Raw genomic sequence first — 18,780 nt, forward strand, 5'->3', positions numbered from 1 at the left:
TTCATCAATGTAGCCAAACCGTTAGCCTAAATCCAACGCCGCCGCATGGCGCTGCTGCCACTCTTCGACGAGGCGCCGATTATCGGCATTCATGCGCTCGTCCAGCACCCCCGGCAGCTGCACGGATTCCCCACGGGTCTGGAAGGTGATCAGCGGGTCTTGCGTGGCCAAGTGCAGGGCATACAGCACCAGCATCAGCTCGTAGGCGTCCTGCGTATTGAGCCTGGCCAGCAGAAGTGGCACTGCGGGCGCCCCGATCTCACCCAGCCGCTCAGCGGCAATGTACCAGGGGCGCGGATTATCCGGGCCACCATATTGCGAAACGAAACTGCGGTCTGCCAAGCGACTGACATAGTAAGCCGCTTCTTCTTCGGGGCTGGCCAGCAGCGGCGGCACCCAATCCGTGACCGGTGAGGCGGAGGCGCGCGTGGCCGACGGCATAACAGGTGATACTGCAGGCTCCACCGCCGAAGGAGACTCCACTGCGCTACTGGAGGGCGAGGGCTGGCCTGCACACCCCACCAACAGCAGCACGGCTGCGCATGCTGCCGCTTTCCCTACGCGCTTCACCGCTATCTGCCCTACTCTCTTCCCCACGCTCCTGGCCTGCAGATACATGACTCGCTTCCCTTGTTGAGCTTTCAACAGATTGTCCCTTTATCGTGATACTCGTCTTATGCCTGGACCCGGAGTGAAGTAAATCCAGGCATGAGCTCTTGCCCGAGGAGAATCCATGGCTCAGATACTTTACCCATACGCCACGGCCGCTCACGGCATGCGAGAAGCTTGGATTCATAAAATAAACGTAGCACTTTAAATCACACGGTAGAAGCGCTGCATCATCAATCGCCGATCACGGCGATGAAGCAATGCCAAAAGGCGGGGTGCCCTGCGTTCCCAGCGCTCGGTGGGATCCAGGGTACAGACGGGCGCTGACTTTAACGGCGGTCCAGCTGGCAATTCACCTTGCCGCCGCAACTATTTAAAAAACATGTTTTTTGTGACCTTATAGTACACTTTTTTTTAAAAATTCAAAATCGACATATCGCAAAAAATTTAGCAAAATGCTAATTTGTAAACCATGAGCACACCTAAAGAAAAAAAGCTAAAGAAAGTGCTTGAAGCCATCCCGTCAGGGTTCATGGTCGATACCGCATGGCTCGAACGCCACGGTATCAGCCGTTTCCTTGCGCGGAAGTACGTTGTTAACGGCTGGCTTGAGCGCGTTAACCGCGGCGTTTTCCGGCGCCCTGCGCCGAACGCAACAACCTCTGGCGCAATCGATTGGAAAACTTGCCTGCTTTCCATGCAGCATATTATGCGCCATAACATCCATGTGGGTGGCACAACGGCACTTGCCCAACAGGGCTACGATCACTACCTGCGTCTAGGTAGCAGTGCGCCTGTCTGGGTATATGGCAACGCCACACCCAACTGGCTAAGCAAACTGCCACTAAACGCCCCCATCGTGACTCGCAACACTTCACTATTCGCTGCCCCGTCCGTCGGGCTTGCCAGAAACAACATCAACGCCGAAGACACGCTGCCATGGGACTGGATGCTCAACATGTCGGCACCCGAACGGGCGATTATGGAAGCCATGGACGAATTGCCCTACCATGAGAGTTTTCATAACCTTGATATGCTATTCGAGAGCTTGACGACACTGCGGCCAAAAACAGTGTCAGCGTTGCTGCACAGTTGCAAGAAGATCAAGGTCAAGCGGTTGTTCTTTGTCTTTGCGGATCGCCATGACCACCCTTGGCGCAAGCGTCTCGATCCTGCAGAGTTCAACCTTGGCAGTGGCGACCGTGCACTGGTGACAGGGGGCAAGATACATCCGCGCTATCGCATCATGGTGCCGGAAGCGTTTGTAAAGGCGGAGGTAGATGATGGCGCGTGAAACCTATGAAGCGCAGGTTGCACTCCTCGTGCGCATTCTCCCGCATGTGGCGAAGGAAGATGTATTCGCGCTGAAGGGAGGCACCGCGATAAATCTGTTCTATCGTGACCTTCCGCGCTTGTCGGTCGATATCGACCTGACCTACCTTCCAGTGAAAGATAGAAATGACAGTCTTTCCGAAATCAATGACGCGATGGATCGCATTGCTGCTGCCATTGAAGGCAGTATCGCTGGTGCCAAAACACAGCGTATAAAGGGCGGCGGCGGTGGCGCCACTCGTCTTCTCACTCGCATGGGTGGCGCTGAGATCAAGATCGAAACCTCGCCGGTCACACGTGGCGTCGTGCACGATCCTGAAACTCTCTCCGTCTCCGAAGTTGTTGCAGACGAGTTCGGTTATGCAGACATGCAGATCGTCTCTTTCGAAGATCTGTTCGGCGGCAAACTGCACGCAGCATTAGATCGCCAGCATCCGCGCGATCTTTTTGATGTGAAGCTGCTCTACGATAACGAGGGCCTAACGGAAGATCTATTCCGAACCTTTCTGATCTATATCGCGAGTTCGTCACGCCCCGCACACGAACTGCTGAGCCCTAATTTGCTCGACCTTGACAAGCCTTATGCCCAAGAATTTGAGGGCATGACCAGGGCTCACATCAGCCTCGATGAACTCTTGCACACGCGTAAACGTTTGATTACAGACATTCAGTCACGTTTCGATGAGAGCACCAAGCGATTCTTGCTAAGCCTACATGACGGTGCGCCCGATTTTGATGCCATTGATCGCCCTCAGGCGGCGGGCCTGCCAGCTGTGCGCTGGAAGCTCGTTAATCTGGAAAAGCTGAAAAACGAAAACGCGGCCAAACATGCCGAACAGCGTCATGAGCTGAAAGTGCTGCTGGGATAAGGAGTGCAGGGCGGAATCTTGAAGCTCTGGCTTCCCGGCCTGCCATTCTGTCATCCCTGTACATCGCCAATCGCCACTGCGCAGGTCCTTGCCATGAAACAGCTATTAATCGTCGCTCACGCCCCTTCCGTCAATACCCAGGCCTTGAGGGAAGCTGCCAGGCGAGGGGCAGAGCATCCCGATCTCGAGCATGTCGTCTGTACGGTGAAAACTCCCTTCGAAGCAGGGCCCGCCGACCTGCTGGCCTGCGACGCCGTTCTGCTCGGCACCACCGAAAACCTCGGCTACATGAGCGGTGCCCTGAAGGATTTTTTCGACCGTAGCTACTACCCAGTATTGGATGAGAAGCAGGGCTTGCCCTGCGCGCTCTACATTCGCGCTGGCCACGACGGCACGGGCACCCAGCGAGCCGTGGAAAGCATCGTGACCGGGCTGCGCTGGCGCTGGGTTCAGCAACCGGTGGTCTTGCAAGGCGAGTGGCAGGAGACATTTGCCACACAGGTCGAGGAGCTGGCCATGGCGTTGGCGGCCGGGCTGGATGGCGGCATGTTTTGATGCCACGCCCCCCCTGCAAACGGCAAAACGGCACCCGAAGGTGCCGTTTTGCAATCACATGGCTGGCGGGCGCGTCATTTCAAGCGCTCGAACACCGTGGCAACGCCTTGGCCCATACCGATACACATGGTCGCCAGGCCCAGGGTGGTATCGCGCTGCTGCATCACATTGAGCAGCGTGGTACAGATGCGCGAACCGGAGCAGCCCAACGGGTGGCCCAGGGCGATGGCACCGCCGTTCAGGTTGACCTTTTCGTCCATGGCATCGAGGAAGCCCAGGTCCTTGAGCACCGGCAGACCCTGGGCAGCAAACGCCTCGTTGAGCTCGACGGTTTGAATATCCGCTGCCGACAGGCCAGCGGCCTTCAAGGCCTTTTTGGACGCGGGTACCGGGCCGTAGCCCATGATGGAGGCATCACAGCCTGCCACACCGGTCGACAGCACGCGGGCAATCGGCTCCAGCCCCAGCGCCTGGGCACGCTCGTAGCTCATCACTGCCATGGCGGAGGCCCCCACCGACAGCGCCGATGAAGTACCGGCCGTGACGGTGCCACTACGGGGGTCGAACACCGGCTTCAGGTTGGCCATGGACTCCAGGCTGGCATCGGCACGGATCACTTCGTCGTTCTTCACCAGTACCTTGAAGCCGCGCTGGTCGTGGCCTTCGACACCGATGATCTCGTTATCGAAGTAGCCCTTCTCCATGGCTGCCTGGGCGCGCTGATGCGAGCGTACGCCGAACTTGTCCTGGTCTTCGCGGGAGATGCCGTGCATCTTGCCCAGCAGTTCGGCGGTCAGGCCCATCATCATGGCCGCCTTGGCAGCGTACTTGCTGGCTGCCGGGTTCACGTCCACACCGTGGGCCATGGGCACGTGCTCCATGTGCTCCACGCCACCAATCACATAGAAGTCGCCCATGCCCGCCTTGATGTTGGCCGCCGCAATGTGCAGCGCGGTCATCGAGGAGCCACACAGACGGTTCACCGTTTGCGCAGGCACGCTACGGGGAATGCCGGTCATGATCGCCGCGTTGCGGGCGATGTTCATGGACTGCTCCAGGGTCTGGTTGACGCAGCCCCAGATCACATCGTCCACTTCCGACGGGTCCAGATTGGGATTCCGGCTGAACAGCGCCTGCATCACGGCAGCGGACAGGTTCTCGGCACGTACGTTACGGAAAGCGCCGTTCTTTGCTTTTGCCATGGCGGTACGAACACCGTCCACCACCACGATATCTCTCGGATTCAAACTCATCATATTTCTCCTGTGGGTGGTGACTTAGGCCTGAGCGCTAGCAGTAGAACCGGCATAGAACTGCTCGTTGTTCTGAGCCATGGCGCGCAGTTTCTCGGTAGGTGCGTAGAGCGGTCCCAACTCTTCGGCCAAACGGTCGGCCAGAGCGACGAATTCGGCCACGCCCAGCGCATCGATGTAGCGCAGCGCGCCACCGCGGAAGGGCGGGAAGCCAATGCCGTAAATCAGTGCCATATCGGCTTCTGCGGGCGTCTCGACGATGCCGTCTTCCAGGCAACGTACGGTCTCCAGGCACAGCGGCACCATCATGCGCGCCACGATGTCTTCGTCGGAAAACTCTTTCTGCTCTTTCACGACGTCTTTCACGAGGGCATGGGCCTGCTCATCGCTGACCTTCTTCGGCTTGCCCTTCTTGTCCTCTTCGTAGGCGTAGAAGCCCTTGTCGTTCTTCTGGCCCAGGCGCTGGTTGTCATACATCACCTGGATGGCGGTTTTGCCTTCACGCGCCATGCGGTCAGGGAAGCCTTCGGCCATTACCTCGTTGGCGTGCACGGCGGTATCCATGCCGACCACGTCCAGCAGGTAGGCCGGGCCCATGGGCCAGCCAAACTTCTCCATGACCTTATCGACACGCTGGAAGTCGGCCCCTTGCTCTACCAGGAAGCTGAAGCCGCCGAAGTAAGGGAACAGTACGCGGTTGACCAGAAAGCCAGGGCAGTCGTTGACCACGATGGGCGTTTTACCCATGGCGCGGGCGTAAGCCACGGTGGCGGCCACGGCGGCGTCGGAGGTTTTCTCGCCACGAATGACTTCCACCAGCGGCATGCGGTGCACGGGGTTGAAGAAGTGCATACCGCAGAAGTTTTCCGGGCGCTTCAGATTCTTCGCCAGACGGTTGATCGAAATGGTGGACGTGTTGGAGGTAAGAATCGTGTTCTCACCCACCATGCCCTCTACTTCGGTCAGCACCGCATCCTTGACGTTGGGGTTTTCCACCACCGCTTCGACCACCAGATCGACATTGCCGAAATCGCCATAAGAGAGCGTCGGGCGGATGTTGGAGAGTTTCTCGGCCATTTGCTCAGTGGTGAGCTTCTTGCGCTCTACCTGCTTGGAAAACAGTTTGCGAGCCTCTTTCAGGCCAAGCTCGATGGCATCGTCCTTGATGTCTTTCATCAGGATCGGAGTGCCTTTGCTGGCACTCTGGTAGGCGATACCGCCACCCATGATGCCAGCACCCAGCACGGCAGTCTGCTTGACCGGCTGAGACTGCTTCTCGTATTTGCTGCCTTTCTTCTTGACCACCTGATCGTTGAGGAACAGCCCCACCAGGTTGAAGGCAACGCTGCTCAGCGCCAGCCTGGCGAAGGACTTGGCTTCGATGGCCTGGGCACGCGCACGGGTTTCTCCGGCCCCTTTCTGAATGACCTTGATGGCTTCCACGGGCGCCGGGTAGTGCGGGCCTGCTTTACCGGCCACATAGCCTTTGGCGGTTTCGAAGGCCATCATCTGCTCGATGGCGTTGAGCTTCAGCGGAGAGGTTTTCTCTTCGCGGCGGGCCTGATAATCCAGCTCACCGGCATTGGCGCGATCGAGGATGTCCAGCGCTGCCTCTTCCAGCAGCTCATGGGCAACGGCAGCGTCAACGGCGCCTACTTTCAAGGCGGCATCGGCACGGTTTTCGGTGCCACCGGCAATCCACTCCACGGCGTTGTCTGCCCCGATCAGACGCGGCAGGCGCACGCAGCCACCCCAGCCTGGCAGAATGCCCAGCTTGGTTTCCGGCAGGCCAATCTTGGCTTTCTCGCTCATCACGCGATAGTCGGTGGTCAACAGCACTTCACAGCCGCCGCCCAGCGCCAGTCCATTGATCGCCGTCACGGTGGGATACGGCAGGTCTTCGATGGCGTTGAAGATATCGTGAACCTTGAGGTTCATCTCCACCAGATACTCTTCGCCCTTGTCGAACAGGCTGTGGAATTCGGTAATGTCGGCACCGACGATAAACACGTCCTTGGCACTGCGGATCATCAGACCTTGCACACCACTTGCGGCCTGCAGCGCCTTGACCGCGTCTCCCAGCTCCGCCACCACGGCACTGGAAAGCTTGTTGACGGACTCATCTTTCAGGTCGAAAGTGAGCACTGCGACATCATTGCCACCCTGGGTGTCACGACGCTCCACCGTGATGGCATTGCCTTGATAGATCATTCGCGCTCTCTCCACATAGTGTCGGGCAGGTTAGCTTCGGCGAACCCGCCGCGCATTCATACGGTCGTTTGATTGCCTTAGCTTGGTGGAGTTGCTCGAGTACGTCAACCCCTGACTTTTGGCTAATCCAGCCCTCAGCATAGTCCTTGTGGGGACCTTTCATGAATCTTGGCAGCCATCAGCGGCTGCCATCATTTTTGCGTTTTTGTCTTGCAGACTGCGACGTATGCGGAAATTAGTGCGTATGCTAAGGAATCATCACACTTCACGATTGAATCGAGCGATCAGACGATGGGCACTTTATTGAATCCCGCTCGGACACGGGCCGTACAGGCCTGGGTCGAGCGTCTTGTAGAGCGCCTGAAACCATGGAGTTGGCTGTGGCCGCCCATGGCATTTGCAGCAGGCCTGGGCAGTTTTTTTCTGGTGGATCGTCAGCAGTGGCTGGGAGTGGCCCTGGCGGTGGGGCTGCTGGTGGCTTGGATTCTGCTGCTGTCGGAAAGCCTGATCGGGCGGCTGCTGGCCAGGCGCGGCCACCCTACCCTGCCCAAGGGCATTGCCTCTTTCATTGCCCAGATGATTCACCAGGAGACGTTGTTTTTCACCCTGCCTTTCATCCTGATCACCACGGTGTGGAATAGCGGGCAGACGCTGTTTGCCCTGCTGGTCATGGCCATGGCCGTGCTATCGATCATCGACCCACTGTATTACAAGCTGGCCGGACGATGGCGCAGCCTGTACTTCATGTTTCATGCGCAATGCGTCTTTCTGGTTCTGCTGGTGATCTTGCCGATCATGCTGCATCTGACCACCCGGCAAAGCCTGCTGCTGGCGCTGGTGCTCACCGTCCTGGTGGCCCTGCCCAGCTTCTGGCATCTGCTGAAGCAACGCAGCCTGGCGCGCTGGTGTGGTTTTCTTGCCTTGACCATGGTGCTGGCCTACGGCGCTTGGCTTGGCCGCGTCTGGGTGCCCCCCGCCAGTTTGTGGATGACGGGCAGCGCGCTGTCGCCTGCTTTCGATACCCAGCAGCGCGTGCCCCAGGGTGCCACTCCGCTGACTCCCGAGGCCCTGCGCACCCATGGGCTTTATGTATATACCGCCATTCGCGCACCACGCGGCTTGAGCGAAACCATTTATCATGCCTGGCATCATAATGGTACGCCCATGGACCGCGTTGCCCTGACCATCAACGGCGGCCGTGAACAGGGGTATCGCGCCTGGAGCCATAAACGCAACTTCCCTGAAAACCCCGCAGGGGATTGGCGAGTCGACATCATGACCGAAGGAGGACAACGATTGGGGCTGATCCGATTCACGGTCTCGGATGACGAGCAGCAGGCCTCCATGGCCGACAGCACCATTCAGCGCAGCGGATTAAGCGCGCTAAATTTGCGGCGATTCGTGGCAGGCAGCCGCTCTGACCAGCAGGCCCCCGACACCACCGATTAGCATAACGCCTTGCATTCAGCGGCGCAGCTTATGACAATTCGCCCACTCACATTTTCTGGTAGCTAGCGACTATGGCTTCAACTATTGGTTTTCGTATTGCCCGATTGCCCCATTTATGGCGCTCCATCATCGACCGCAGGCTGGCACCGCTGGGGCTGACCCAAACGCGCTGGGTCACGCTTTATCACTTGTGGAAGCTCGGCGAAGGCAACCCGCAGTGCGATCTGGCGCGGGCCATTGGCGTCGAGGCACCTTCGCTGGTGCGCACACTGGGGCAGTTGGAAGAGCAGGGGCTGGTTGAGCGGCGAGCCTGTGACAATGACCGTCGCAGCAAGCGCATTTATCTCACCCCGGCGGCGATGCCACTGCTGGAACAGATCGACAGCGTAGTGCTCGCCGCCCGCAAGGAGATCTTCGCCGGGTTGAGCGACAGCGACCTGATCCAGTTGGACCAGTGGCTGGCGCAAATCGAATCCAATGGTCTGGCCATGCAGGCCAGAGACCAGGACAAGCCAGCGGTATGATCCACCGGCGGCCGCGAACAGCTATCTCGTCAGGACAGCTATCTCGTCAGGACAGCTATCTCGTCAGGAGGGTCGACCGCCTGACGACAGCGCCTTGCCTGGGGGGCGGTCTGACAGGCCGCCCAGCGCCTCTTTCAAGGTCATGATATCGCCCAGGTAGCTGGTAAAGCGTTCGGCGGTTTGTGATTCCCACCACCATAGCGTCAAGGCGTACGAGTTGCACTCCAGCACCAGCGCATCCTGGGGCAAACGCTCCAGCAAGGTGCGCAGCGTGGCGTCGGCGCTCTCCGGTAGTGGTCGCAGCGGCGCAATACGCCACCGCCAGCCGGCATGAAAGGCTTCCAGCGCCGCGCTGGCATGGCTATCGCGCACCAGAACGAAATCCGGCCCCGGCGTCTCCTGGCCAAACCGCCACCGATAGGCTGGCATGGTGCCTTTGAAATGATGCAGCGGCGGCACGGCCATCTTGATGGTCACCCCCTGCTGCCGCGCACTGTCGCGTAGCGCCATCTGGCGCTTCTGGCGGGGGCTGGGCTTGAGCCACATCACCGGCGCCATCACGAACAGCAGAATCAGAACAATCACCAACCATTCCATTTAGCCACCTCTTGCATTGCCGTGCAGGGCAACGATTGCAAAAAACCATGATCCAGGTCGTTGTGCAGCGCCACTACCCGGCCTAAAGTAAGGTTATCTAACGAAGCTTCTCTTTGTTAAATACCACCAAGGAGATACGCCATGAGCTATCACCACATTCTGGTCGCCGTCGACCTCACCAAGGACTCTCACAAGATCCTTGAGCGCGCCGTGGCGATTGCCGAACGCAATAACGGCGCCAAGCTCTCGATCATGCACACGCTGGAGCCGCTGGGCTTCGCCTACGGTGGCGACATACCCATGGACCTGACCAGCATTCAGGACCAGCTGGACGATCACGCGAAAAAGCGTCTGGCCGACATTGCCACTCCGCACGTCGAGCCCGCCGACCAGCACGTGGTGGTGGGCATGCCCGATACCGAGATCCATCGCTTTGCCGATGAGCACAATGTGGATCTCATCGTGGTGGGTTCCCACGGCCGCCACGGCTTTGCCCTGCTACTGGGCTCTACGTCCACCGGCGTGCTACATGGCGCCCAGTGCGACGTACTGGCCGTGCGCGTCGGCAAGAAAGGCGAAAAAAGCGACGAGTGATCGGCCATGACCGACCCTAACGCCAAAGGCCCCTTACGGGGCCTTTTTTGTAGCGCCTTGCAGGCTATTCGCCGTTCGCCATCGCCTCCAGCTCCATCCAGCGCTCCATTGCCGTTTCCAGCGACTGCTGCACTTTTTCCAGGGCTTGCAGCCTGGCAGTCACGGCGGTGGCTTCCTGCTGGTAAAACCCCGGATCGCCCACTTCCTGCTCCAGCGTCTCGACTTCCTGCTCCAACCGCTCTATTTCGGCAGGCAGCGCATCCAGCTCTCGCTGCAGCTTGTAGGAGAGCTTCACGGACTTCCTGGCAGGCTCGTTGACGGGTTTTTCGACCACTTCTGGTGCAGGTACCGATGTCGGCTCCGTCTGCTGGCGGGCAGCACCCTCCCAGGGGGCTGGGGGCAGCTTGCCACCTTGTCGAATCCAGTCGGTGTAGCCACCCACGTACTCGCGCACGCGCCCTTCCCCTTCGAAGGCCAGCATGCTGGTCACCACGTTGTCCATGAAGGTACGGTCGTGGGAGACAAGCAGCAGCGTGCCATCGAAGTCGAGCAGCAGCTCTTCGAGCAGCTCCAGGGTTTCCATGTCCAGGTCGTTGGTGGGCTCATCGAGCACCAGCACGTTGGCAGGCTGCGTAAACAGCTTGGCCAGCAGCAGGCGGTTGGACTCGCCCCCCGACAGCGCCTTGACCGGCTGACGCACACGATCCGGCGTGAACAGGAAATCCTGCAAGTAGCTCATCACATGGCGGTCCTTGCCGCCGACAGTGACCCGATCACTGCCCTGCGCCACGTTGTCGTAAACGGTTTTCTCCAGCTCCAGCCCCGCCCGAAGCTGGTCAAAGTAGGCCACCTTCAGGTTGGTGCCCAGCTGCACGCTGCCTTCGCTTGGAGCAAGCTCTCCCAGCAGGATTTTCAACAGCGTGGTCTTGCCCGCGCCATTGCGACCCAGGAAACCGATACGGTCGCCGCGCATGACTTCCAGATTGACGTTGCGCAAGATGGTGTCGTCGCCAAAATACTGGCTAACGCCCTTGAGCTCGACCACCCGCTTGCCCGTGCGCTCGCCGCTGTCCACGGTCAGGTTGGCCGTGCCCTGGCGCTCACGGCGCTGGCTGCGCTCATTGCGCATCGCTTCCAGGGCCCGCACGCGCCCTTCGTTACGGGTTCGGCGCGCCTTGATTCCTTGACGGATCCAGGTCTCCTCCTGGGCCAGCTTCTTGTCGAACAGCGCATTTTCACGCGATTCGATTTCTAGCTCGTGCTGCTTGCGCTCTTGATACTCCGCGTACACGCCGGGGTAGCGGCCCAGCTTGCCACGGTCCAGTTCCAGAATATGGGTGGCCAACTTCGACAGAAAGGCACGGTCGTGGGTGATCAGCAGCACGGCGCCATTGAACGCCAGCAGTTGCTCTTCCAGCCACGCAATCGTATCCAGATCCAGGTGGTTGGTGGGCTCATCCAGCAGCAGCAAGTCCGGTTCCGACACCAGCGCCCTGGCCAGCGCCACGCGACGACGCCAGCCACCGGAGAGCGCGCTCATCTCTGCTTCGGGCGGCAGGCCCAGGCGCGTCAGCACCACGTCGATACGCTGGTGGAACGACCAGCCATCAATCGCTTCCAGCCGCGTTTGCAGCGTGGCCATGCGGTTCATGTCCGGGTCGGGGTCGTTGATCAGATGCTGGTATTCCGACAGCAGCTCGCCCGCTTCGGGCAGCCCCTGGGCCACCATGTCAAAAATCGTCATGCCCGATGATTCGGGCAGCTCCTGAGCCAGCACGCCGATTTTCAGCCCCGGCGCGCGCCAGATGGTGCCGTCGTCCGCCTGGATGTCGCCTGCCACGAGTTTCAACAGGGTGGATTTACCGGTGCCGTTGCGCCCGACCAGCGCCAACCGCTCGCCCTTTTCAACCGTGAGGTCGGCGCGATTCAATAGTACCTGGGTGCCGTAAGCGAGTTGCAGCTGTTCGAGTCGTAACAGGGTCACGCAGTGTCCTCCTTCGTCGTGAGGCGCACAGTGTAACGCATGGATCCCTGTAACGGTGCACTCATATAGAGCCCGACGGTACAACGTGCTAACGTCCAGCGTGAAAGGGGCAACGCCTACGGCTGTCTTGTGGCACTTACAGGGTGGAAAAGTGTGACCGTTACCGTCTCCATGCACTTTGTCAACGAGCTGTTTCGTGGCTTGGCTCCCACCGGGCAAGCGGCCACGCGCTATTTGATGCTGTCTGGCATCTCCCCGTTCTTGCTCGAGGCTCCCAATGGCCGTGTAACGGTGGAACAGTTTGCCCAGCTTTACCGGCTTCTGGCGGTAGAGCTCGACGATGAGACGCCCGGCTTTTTCTCTCGGCCACTGCGCTGCGGCACTCTCAAACTGCTGTGCCTCAGCATGCTGGATGCCCCCACGCTGCGTATCGCACTACATCGCTACACCCAGTTTTTTCGTATTGTGCTGGATGACTTTGGCTATTGTTTTTCCGTGGAGGGCGACCTGGCTCGTATGGCCCTCGAGGAGCACAAACCGCTTCAGGGTAGCCACATTCTGGTGCATGAGCTGATGTTGAAGCTCTTTCACGGCATTGCTTCCTGGCTGATCGCGAGAAAAATCCCGCCCATATTGATGGAGTGCAGCTATCCACAGCCCGCCCATCGAGCTGACTATCTCTATTTTTATCCAGGCAAGGTGACCTTCAACCAGCCGAAAACGGCGGTCTATTTCGATACGGCTTTTCTGGAACATCCCGTCCGACAACGCAAGCAGCACCTGGGGGCTTTTTTGCAGCGTGCGCCAGCAGACTGGTTTTATGTCTCTTTCGAAGACCGTATCGCCACCCATCGCGTGCGGGAGTACCTGCACCGCCACCGGCTCTCTTCCAGCACCATTCACGACGTGGCCAATGCGCTGCACGTGTCCGTCCGTACTCTGTCGCGCCACTTGCAGGCAGAGGGCACCCACTTTCAGGCGGTAAAGGACGAGTATCGGCGGGACGTGGCCATTCAGGTATTGACCCGCAGCAGGGAGCCGCTCTCCGCGCTGGCCGAAACCCTCGGCTTCGAGGACCAGGCCTGCTTCAGCCGAGCCTTCAAGCAGTGGACCGGCAATTCGCCTGCCGCCTACCGCAAAGCGCAGACAGCAGGCACCACGCTCTGAGCCGCTAGATCTCCGTGCGGATACGTTTTTTATCCAGCTTGCCTACGCTGGTCTTGGGTATTTCATCGACGAAACGTATCAATGAAGGCACTCCCCAACGGTTGAGCTTGCCCTGCGCCACGAACTGCTCCATGAACCCCTGAATCGCCTCGACGGTAGGCGGCCGATTGAGGTCGCTGGGCACGACGAGCGCTGCGGGGCGCTCCCCCCACTTGTCATCCGCCACGCCGATGACCGCCACTTCAGCGACGCCGGGGCATTGACTGATATAGCTTTCCAGCTCCAGGGAGGACAGCCATTCGCCGCCGGTCTTGATGACGTCCTTGATGCGATCACTAATGGCCAAAAAGCCATGCGCATCCAGCGACCCCACGTCCCCGGTGTGTAACCACCCCTCTCGCCATAGCTCTTCGCTACGCGTCTCTTCCTTGTAGTAAGCCTGAGCGAGCCAGGGCGCTTGTACGCGGACTTCCCCCACACTCTGGCCATCATGAGGAAGCGGCTGACCGTCCACATCGACCACCTGCAGCCGCACGAACGGCACCGGAAGACCGGCCTTGCAGCGCCAGGGGAGCTGGCTTTCGAAGTCAGCCTCCGCGACCTCCTTCGGCAAGATATCGGCAGTGAGCAGAGGACACGTTTCCGACATGCCGTAAGCGCTGCGGGTGTCGATCCCCAGCGCCCAGGCACGGCTTGCCAACGCCTGGGTCAAGGCGCTGCCTCCGACCAGCACTTTCCAGCCGTTCAAATCGACCTTTTTCGTCGCGATGGCCTCCGCGCTCACCACCATGTTGAGCAGTGTCGGTACGCAGTGAGAAAAATCGACCTTTTCACTGACCAGCAGCTTCACCAGCATCTCCGGCTCGTATTTGCCCGGGTACACTTGCGTCGCGCCCAGCAGCGTGGCGGTGTAAGGGACGCCCCAGGCATGCACGTGAAACATCGGCGTGATGGGCATATACACCTTGTCTCGGTTCAACAGCTCGAAGCCAGGCGCCTGGAACGTGCTGGCCTCGCCCAGCGTGTGCAACACCAGCTGACGGTGAGTAAAAAACACCCCTTTCGGGTTGCCGGTCGTGCCGGTCGTGTAGAACAGCGTGGCCACGCCGTTTTCATCGAACGTGGGGAAATCATAATGGCTGGGCTGGTCAGCCAGCAGGGCCTCGAACTCCCCTACCAGTGGCAGCGACGTCGAGACGTCACGGCGCTCTTCCTGACAAAGCACGTAGCCACGAATATCGGGAAGTTGCTGCGCCAGCGGCTCCAGCAGAGGCACGAAGTCCTCATGCACCAGCACGAAGACGTCTTCCGCATGCTGCATGGTGTAGAGAATCTGTTCGGGTGCCAGGCGGACGTTCACCGTGTGCAGCACCGCGCCTATCATGGGAATGGCGAAAAAGCATTCCAGATAGCGGTGGCTGTCCCAATCCATCACTGCCACCACATCTCCTGCCTGCACTCCCTGCGCCGTCAACAGATGAGCCAGTTGATGGACACGCTCTTGAAAACGGCGGTAGTCGTGACGGCCTTGATCGCGGTACACGATCTGATTATTGCCCGCCATGCGAACGCCAGACTCCAACAGATCCTTGATCAGCATGGGAGGGTTGGTGGCGGAGGACGTCGAAGGAAGCAGTTTTGGCGTTATCGTCGGCATAAAACGTACCTTTGATTGTTGTTGGATGTCTGGGGCAACTTAACGCTCGATTAGTAGCGCGATACCTTGCCCGCCACCAATGCACAGCGTAATCAGTCCAAAGCGCCCCTGAATGCGCTCCAGCTCATGCAGCGCTTTAAGGATCAAAATGGCGCCGGTGGCCCCCACCGGATGCCCAAGAGCGACCGCACCGCCATTGGGGTTGAGCTTTTCCAGCGGAAAATCGAGCGCGCTGGCCACCGCCATGGCCTGGGCCGCAAAGGCTTCATTGGATTCGATCACATCGATATCGTGGATGGTCAATCCAGCCTGCTGCAAGCAACGCTTGACGGCAGGAATGGGGCCCAACCCCATCAGCGATGGTTCCACGCCCGCCGTGGTGGCCACCCGCAGCCGCGCACGCACGGTGAGCCCTCGTTTCCGGGCCTCTTCAGCATGGGCCAGTACGAGGGTGGCGGCGCCATCGTTGATCCCTGAGGCATTGCCTGCGGTCACGACCCCTTCACGCTTGAAAGCCGGTTTCAGCCGAGCCAGGTCACTGAGCACCACTTCTTCCCGGACATGCTCATCACGGGCAAAGGTCAGCGTCTGCTTGCCCCGGGTCACCTCTACCGGCACGATCTGCTCATCGAAGCGGCCTTCCGATAGTGCCCGCGCTGCTTTTTGATGGCTCTCGAGGGCGAATTGATCCAACTGCTCGCGGCTGAAACCGTACTGCTGCGCGATATTTTCAGCGGTGATTCCCATATGACCACTGCCGAACGGGTCACTCAACACGCCAAGCGTCAAATCCTCGATGCGGGTGTCCCCCATGCGAATACCGTGGCGCGCCTGCGGGGCCAACACGTAGGCTCCGCGAGACATGCTTTCGGCACCGCCCGCCAAAGCGAGGCGACTGTCGCCCAGCACAATCTGCTGAGCCGCAGACACCACCGCCTGGACGCCAGAGCCGCACAGGCGATTAACGTTGAAGGCACCGGCCTCTTTGGGAACGCCTGCACTGAGTGCGATGTGGCGGGCCAGATAGGCATCCTGCGGGCCAGTAGTGATGATATGGCCGTAAACCGAATGATCGATGTCGGCGCCCTCCACCCCGGCCCGGCGCAGGGCTTCCACGGCGGTGATGGTGCCCAACTCATGGGGGGCGAAGGCGGATAGCGAACCGCCGAACCCTCCGATGGCGGTGCGCGCGCCCCCTACAATCACCACGCTATCCAACTGCATATAGACTCCTTGTCGACCGTTTTTTGGACCTCTTGCTCAAGAGGCTTTGCCCAGCAGCGAGCGCGCAATCACTTCTTTCATGATCTCGGAGCTGCCGGCATAAATGGTTTGTACCCGAGCATCGAGATAAAAGCGCGAAATGGGGTACTCATGAGTGTAGCCATAGCCACCAAACAGCTGCAGACAGCGATCCACCGCATGACACTGCAGTTCGCTCAGCTGTAATTTAAGAATCGCCGCCTCGGTGCTGCTCATGCTGCCTTGCCGATACCGCTCCATGCACTGCTCGAAGTAAGCCCGGGCCATGTCAAGCTGGGCTTTGAGCTGCGCCAGCGTAAAGCGAGTGTTTTGAAAATCGGCAATCCGCTGGCCGAAGGCTTCCCGCTGGGTGACGTATTCGAGGGTTAGCGCTAGCGCCCCTTCTATCGCCCCCAGGGCCTGGGCGCCCACCCCCAAACGCTCACGAGGCAGCTCTTGCATGAGGTAAAGAAACCCTTCGCCCTCGTTGCCCAATAGCGCGTCTGCGGGCAACTTCAACTGATCAAAGGCCAGCTCCGCAGTGTCGCTGGCATGCTGGCCTATTTTCTTGATCGGTTTACCTCGGGAAAAGCCGGGCAGCGACGTTTCCACTAAAAATAGCGAGACCCCTTTGGCGCCGGCACTGGGATCGGTTTTCGCGCACACGATCACCAGATCGGCCACCTGACCATTGGTGACGAACAGCTTGCCGCCGTTGAGCAACCAGCCATCCTCTACCCGCGTGGCGCGGGTTTTCATCGCGGCCAAATCACTCCCGGCGTGGGGTTCACTCATGGCAATGGCCCCCAGGCACTCCCCCAAGGCCATGCGCGGCAGCCACTTTTCCTTCTGCTCAGGTGTCCCCAGCTTCTGGACATACGGCATGACGATATTGGCGTGGATGTTGTAAGCACTGGCGAGGCCACCAAAGCCCTGACGAGACATCTCTTCGAGCACCCTTTGCGGGATGGCGATATCGGCCTCTGAGCCACCGTACGCTTCTGCCAGGTCAATACCCAACAGCCCTGCCGCCCCCAGCGCCAGCCACAGGGAGCGTGGTATTTCTCCTGCCTCCTCCCACTGCTGGTAAAAAGGCGCTACTTCCTGTGCTAAACAGCGGGTAATCATGGGCTGAAAGAGCCCCAGCTCCTGGTCGTCCATCATGACTCTCCCAGCGCCTGGCGCAGATGGCGCTTGAGAATTTTACCTGCCGTGCTCTTGGGCAGTGCGTCGGCAAACATCACCCGCTTGGGTACCTTGTAAGGGGCGATCAGGTCCTTGGCGTGTCGAATCAGCTCCGCTTCACTGGCGTTTTGCCCCTCCTTGAGCACCACCACCGCGGTAATCGCCTCGATCCATTTGTCATCGGGGAGCCCCACGACCGCCACCTCTGAAACCGCCGTGTGCTTGAACAGCACCTCTTCCACTTCTCGACTGGCGACCAGCACACCGCCGGTATTGATCACGTCCTTGATACGGTCGACGATGTACAAATAGCCCGCTTCATCGACATACCCCACGTCTCCAGAGTGGAACCAGCCTCCCTGAAATGCCTCTGCGGTCATCTCGGGTTTGTCCCAGTAGCCCAGCATGAGCTGCGGAGAACGATGGACGATTTCCCCATGCTCTCCCGGCGGAACATCGTTGCCCTCCAGATCGACGATGCGCGTTTCGACCGTGAGAATCGGTCGTCCAGCAGAGGCCGGCCGTTCGGCATGCTCTTCTGGTCGCAAAACAGTCGCCAAGGGCGCTATTTCGCTCTGTCCGTAGCAGTTGTACAGGCCGACACCATGAAAGCGCTGCTGCATCTCTTCGAGTACCGGCACCGGCATGATGGAGGCCCCGTAATAGGCTTTTCTGAGGCTCGAGAGATCGTACTGATCGAAGTGAGGGTGCCGTAACAGACTGATCCACACGGTAGGAGGGGCAAAAAAAGAGCTGATCTGGTGCTGTGAAATGGCAGCCAGGCAGCTTTCCGGCAGGGGGGCCTCCAGCAGAATGACGGGCGCTCCCAGCAGTAGCGCAGGCATCAGAAACACGTGCATTTGCGCCGAGTGGTACAAGGGCAGCGCTGCCAGCACGGCGTCATCTGCCTGGATATCCAACGCCACCATGCACGCCATGTACTCGGCCATGAGCGCTTGATGGCTCATGATGGCAGCCTTGGGCGCTGCCGTGGTACCAGAGGTATATAACAACTGGGCGATGCTGGCCCCCTCCAGCGCGACGTCTGGCTCATGGGCAGCATGAGCCAGAGAAGCATGAACCCCGTGGGTACACGCCAGTACGTCGAAGGCGTCTTCTTGAAGCGATGCCCCCTCCGCCTGCAGGGTACCGTTGACGACCAGCGACAGTCCCGCGACGGCAGCGCGAACCTTGTCACCTAGCACCGCGTCGCTCAGTACCCCTTTTGCGCCCGACTGCTCCAGAATGTAGCGAAGCTCGTCACTGCTCAGCGCAAAATTGACAGGGACGTGAATCAGGCCCGCCTTGCTACAGGCCAGCCACGCGATCACATAGGCATCCGAGTTTTTACCGTATACCGCCAGGCGGTCGCCCGGCGCCAGCCCTGCTTCCAGCAGCGCATTTGCCGCCTGGTTGGCCGCGTTATTGAGCGCTTGATAACTCCACGTACGCTCGCCGAACGTCAAAGCCCGCTTCTGGGCATGCTTGCGCGCGCTGCGGTCAAGCGCAGCGCCAATCGTATTGCGATGAATGTTATCTACAGACGTCATGG

At 59.6% G+C, this 18,780-nt stretch carries 16 protein-coding genes; 7 read left to right on the forward strand and 9 right to left on the reverse strand.

Features of this window, described 5'->3' with window-relative positions:
* Window positions 1-21: 21 nt before the first annotated feature.
* A complete protein-coding gene (locus LG409_RS10990) occupies window positions 22-618 on the reverse strand; it encodes a hypothetical protein (RefSeq protein WP_227406657.1) in 597 nt (198 codons plus the stop codon).
* Between the two features lie 463 nt (window positions 619-1,081).
* Between LG409_RS10990 and LG409_RS10995 the strand changes: the two genes are divergently transcribed.
* From LG409_RS10995 to LG409_RS11005, 3 genes are all read left to right on the forward strand, one after another.
* The gene (locus tag LG409_RS10995) at window positions 1,082-1,903 is read left to right on the forward strand and encodes a type IV toxin-antitoxin system AbiEi family antitoxin (protein WP_227406658.1); all 822 of its coding nucleotides are present in this window, start codon (window positions 1,082-1,084) and stop codon (window positions 1,901-1,903) included.
* Window positions 1,890-2,810, forward strand: coding sequence for a nucleotidyl transferase AbiEii/AbiGii toxin family protein (locus LG409_RS11000; RefSeq protein WP_227406659.1), 921 nt, complete (start codon window positions 1,890-1,892; stop codon window positions 2,808-2,810). The genes LG409_RS10995 and LG409_RS11000 overlap by 14 nt, the downstream gene beginning before the upstream one ends.
* 93 nt (window positions 2,811-2,903) lie before the next feature.
* On the forward strand, window positions 2,904-3,365 hold the full coding sequence (locus LG409_RS11005) for a flavodoxin family protein (RefSeq protein WP_227406660.1): 462 nt from the start codon (window positions 2,904-2,906) through the stop codon (window positions 3,363-3,365).
* 74 nt (window positions 3,366-3,439) lie between these two features.
* Here LG409_RS11005 and fadA read toward each other — a convergent pair whose 3' ends face one another.
* Window positions 3,440-4,618 carry an acetyl-CoA C-acyltransferase FadA gene (gene fadA, locus LG409_RS11010; RefSeq protein ID WP_052196417.1) on the reverse strand — a complete coding sequence of 393 codons (1,179 nt, stop codon included), beginning with the start codon at window positions 4,616-4,618 and terminating at the stop codon, window positions 3,440-3,442.
* A gap of 24 nt (window positions 4,619-4,642) precedes the next feature.
* A complete protein-coding gene (gene fadB / locus LG409_RS11015) occupies window positions 4,643-6,829 on the reverse strand; it encodes a fatty acid oxidation complex subunit alpha FadB (RefSeq protein ID WP_227406661.1) in 2,187 nt (728 codons plus the stop codon).
* A gap of 291 nt (window positions 6,830-7,120) precedes the next feature.
* On the opposite strand from fadB, the gene LG409_RS11020 reads away from it, so the two are divergent.
* Window positions 7,121-8,278, forward strand: a complete 1,158-nt coding sequence (locus LG409_RS11020) for a DUF5924 family protein (protein ID WP_227406662.1) — start codon at window positions 7,121-7,123, stop codon at window positions 8,276-8,278.
* Between the two features lie 71 nt (window positions 8,279-8,349).
* The gene (gene slyA / locus LG409_RS11025) at window positions 8,350-8,802 is read left to right on the forward strand and encodes a transcriptional regulator SlyA (protein ID WP_016914279.1); all 453 of its coding nucleotides are present in this window, start codon (window positions 8,350-8,352) and stop codon (window positions 8,800-8,802) included.
* Window positions 8,803-8,865: 63 nt separating this feature from the next.
* On the opposite strand, the gene LG409_RS11030 is transcribed toward slyA, so the two are convergent.
* Window positions 8,866-9,399 (reverse strand): hypothetical protein, encoded by a 534-nt coding sequence (locus LG409_RS11030; protein WP_039179390.1) that lies wholly within the window; start codon window positions 9,397-9,399, stop codon window positions 8,866-8,868.
* Between the two features lie 141 nt (window positions 9,400-9,540).
* Between LG409_RS11030 and LG409_RS11035 the strand changes: the two genes are divergently transcribed.
* Window positions 9,541-9,993, forward strand: a complete 453-nt coding sequence (locus LG409_RS11035; protein ID WP_227406663.1) for a universal stress protein — start codon at window positions 9,541-9,543, stop codon at window positions 9,991-9,993.
* Between the two features lie 64 nt (window positions 9,994-10,057).
* On the opposite strand, the gene LG409_RS11040 is transcribed toward LG409_RS11035, so the two are convergent.
* Complete coding sequence (locus LG409_RS11040) at window positions 10,058-11,977, reverse strand: ATP-binding cassette domain-containing protein (protein WP_144984458.1); 1,920 nt, start codon at window positions 11,975-11,977, stop codon at window positions 10,058-10,060.
* 153 nt (window positions 11,978-12,130) lie between these two features.
* Here LG409_RS11040 and LG409_RS11045 point away from each other — a divergent pair, with 153 nt between their 5' ends.
* Window positions 12,131-13,144 carry an AraC family transcriptional regulator gene (locus LG409_RS11045; protein WP_227406664.1) on the forward strand — a complete coding sequence of 338 codons (1,014 nt, stop codon included), beginning with the start codon at window positions 12,131-12,133 and terminating at the stop codon, window positions 13,142-13,144.
* A 4-nt stretch (window positions 13,145-13,148) separates the two neighbouring features.
* Here the strand turns inward: LG409_RS11045 and LG409_RS11050 are convergent, their stop codons facing one another.
* Genes LG409_RS11050 through LG409_RS11065 form a run of 4 tightly spaced genes read right to left on the reverse strand, consistent with a single transcriptional unit; the run spans window position 13,149 to window position 18,778 of the window.
* Window positions 13,149-14,801, reverse strand: a complete 1,653-nt coding sequence (locus LG409_RS11050) for a fatty acid--CoA ligase (protein ID WP_227406665.1) — start codon at window positions 14,799-14,801, stop codon at window positions 13,149-13,151.
* 39 nt (window positions 14,802-14,840) lie between these two features.
* Window positions 14,841-16,025 (reverse strand): beta-ketothiolase BktB, encoded by a 1,185-nt coding sequence (gene bktB / locus LG409_RS11055; RefSeq protein ID WP_227406666.1) that lies wholly within the window; start codon window positions 16,023-16,025, stop codon window positions 14,841-14,843.
* 36 nt (window positions 16,026-16,061) lie between these two features.
* On the reverse strand, window positions 16,062-17,204 hold the full coding sequence (locus LG409_RS11060; RefSeq protein ID WP_227408112.1) for an acyl-CoA dehydrogenase family protein: 1,143 nt from the start codon (window positions 17,202-17,204) through the stop codon (window positions 16,062-16,064).
* The gene (locus LG409_RS11065) at window positions 17,204-18,778 is read right to left on the reverse strand and encodes a fatty acyl-CoA synthetase (protein ID WP_227406667.1); all 1,575 of its coding nucleotides are present in this window, start codon (window positions 18,776-18,778) and stop codon (window positions 17,204-17,206) included. Before LG409_RS11065 ends, LG409_RS11060 begins: the two co-directional genes overlap by 1 nt.
* Between the last annotated feature and the right edge of the window lie 2 nt (window positions 18,779-18,780).

Origin of the sequence: Halomonas sp. NyZ770 (genome assembly GCF_020616575.1) — a bacterium.
Classification (GTDB): domain Bacteria; phylum Pseudomonadota; class Gammaproteobacteria; order Pseudomonadales; family Halomonadaceae; genus Vreelandella; species Vreelandella hamiltonii.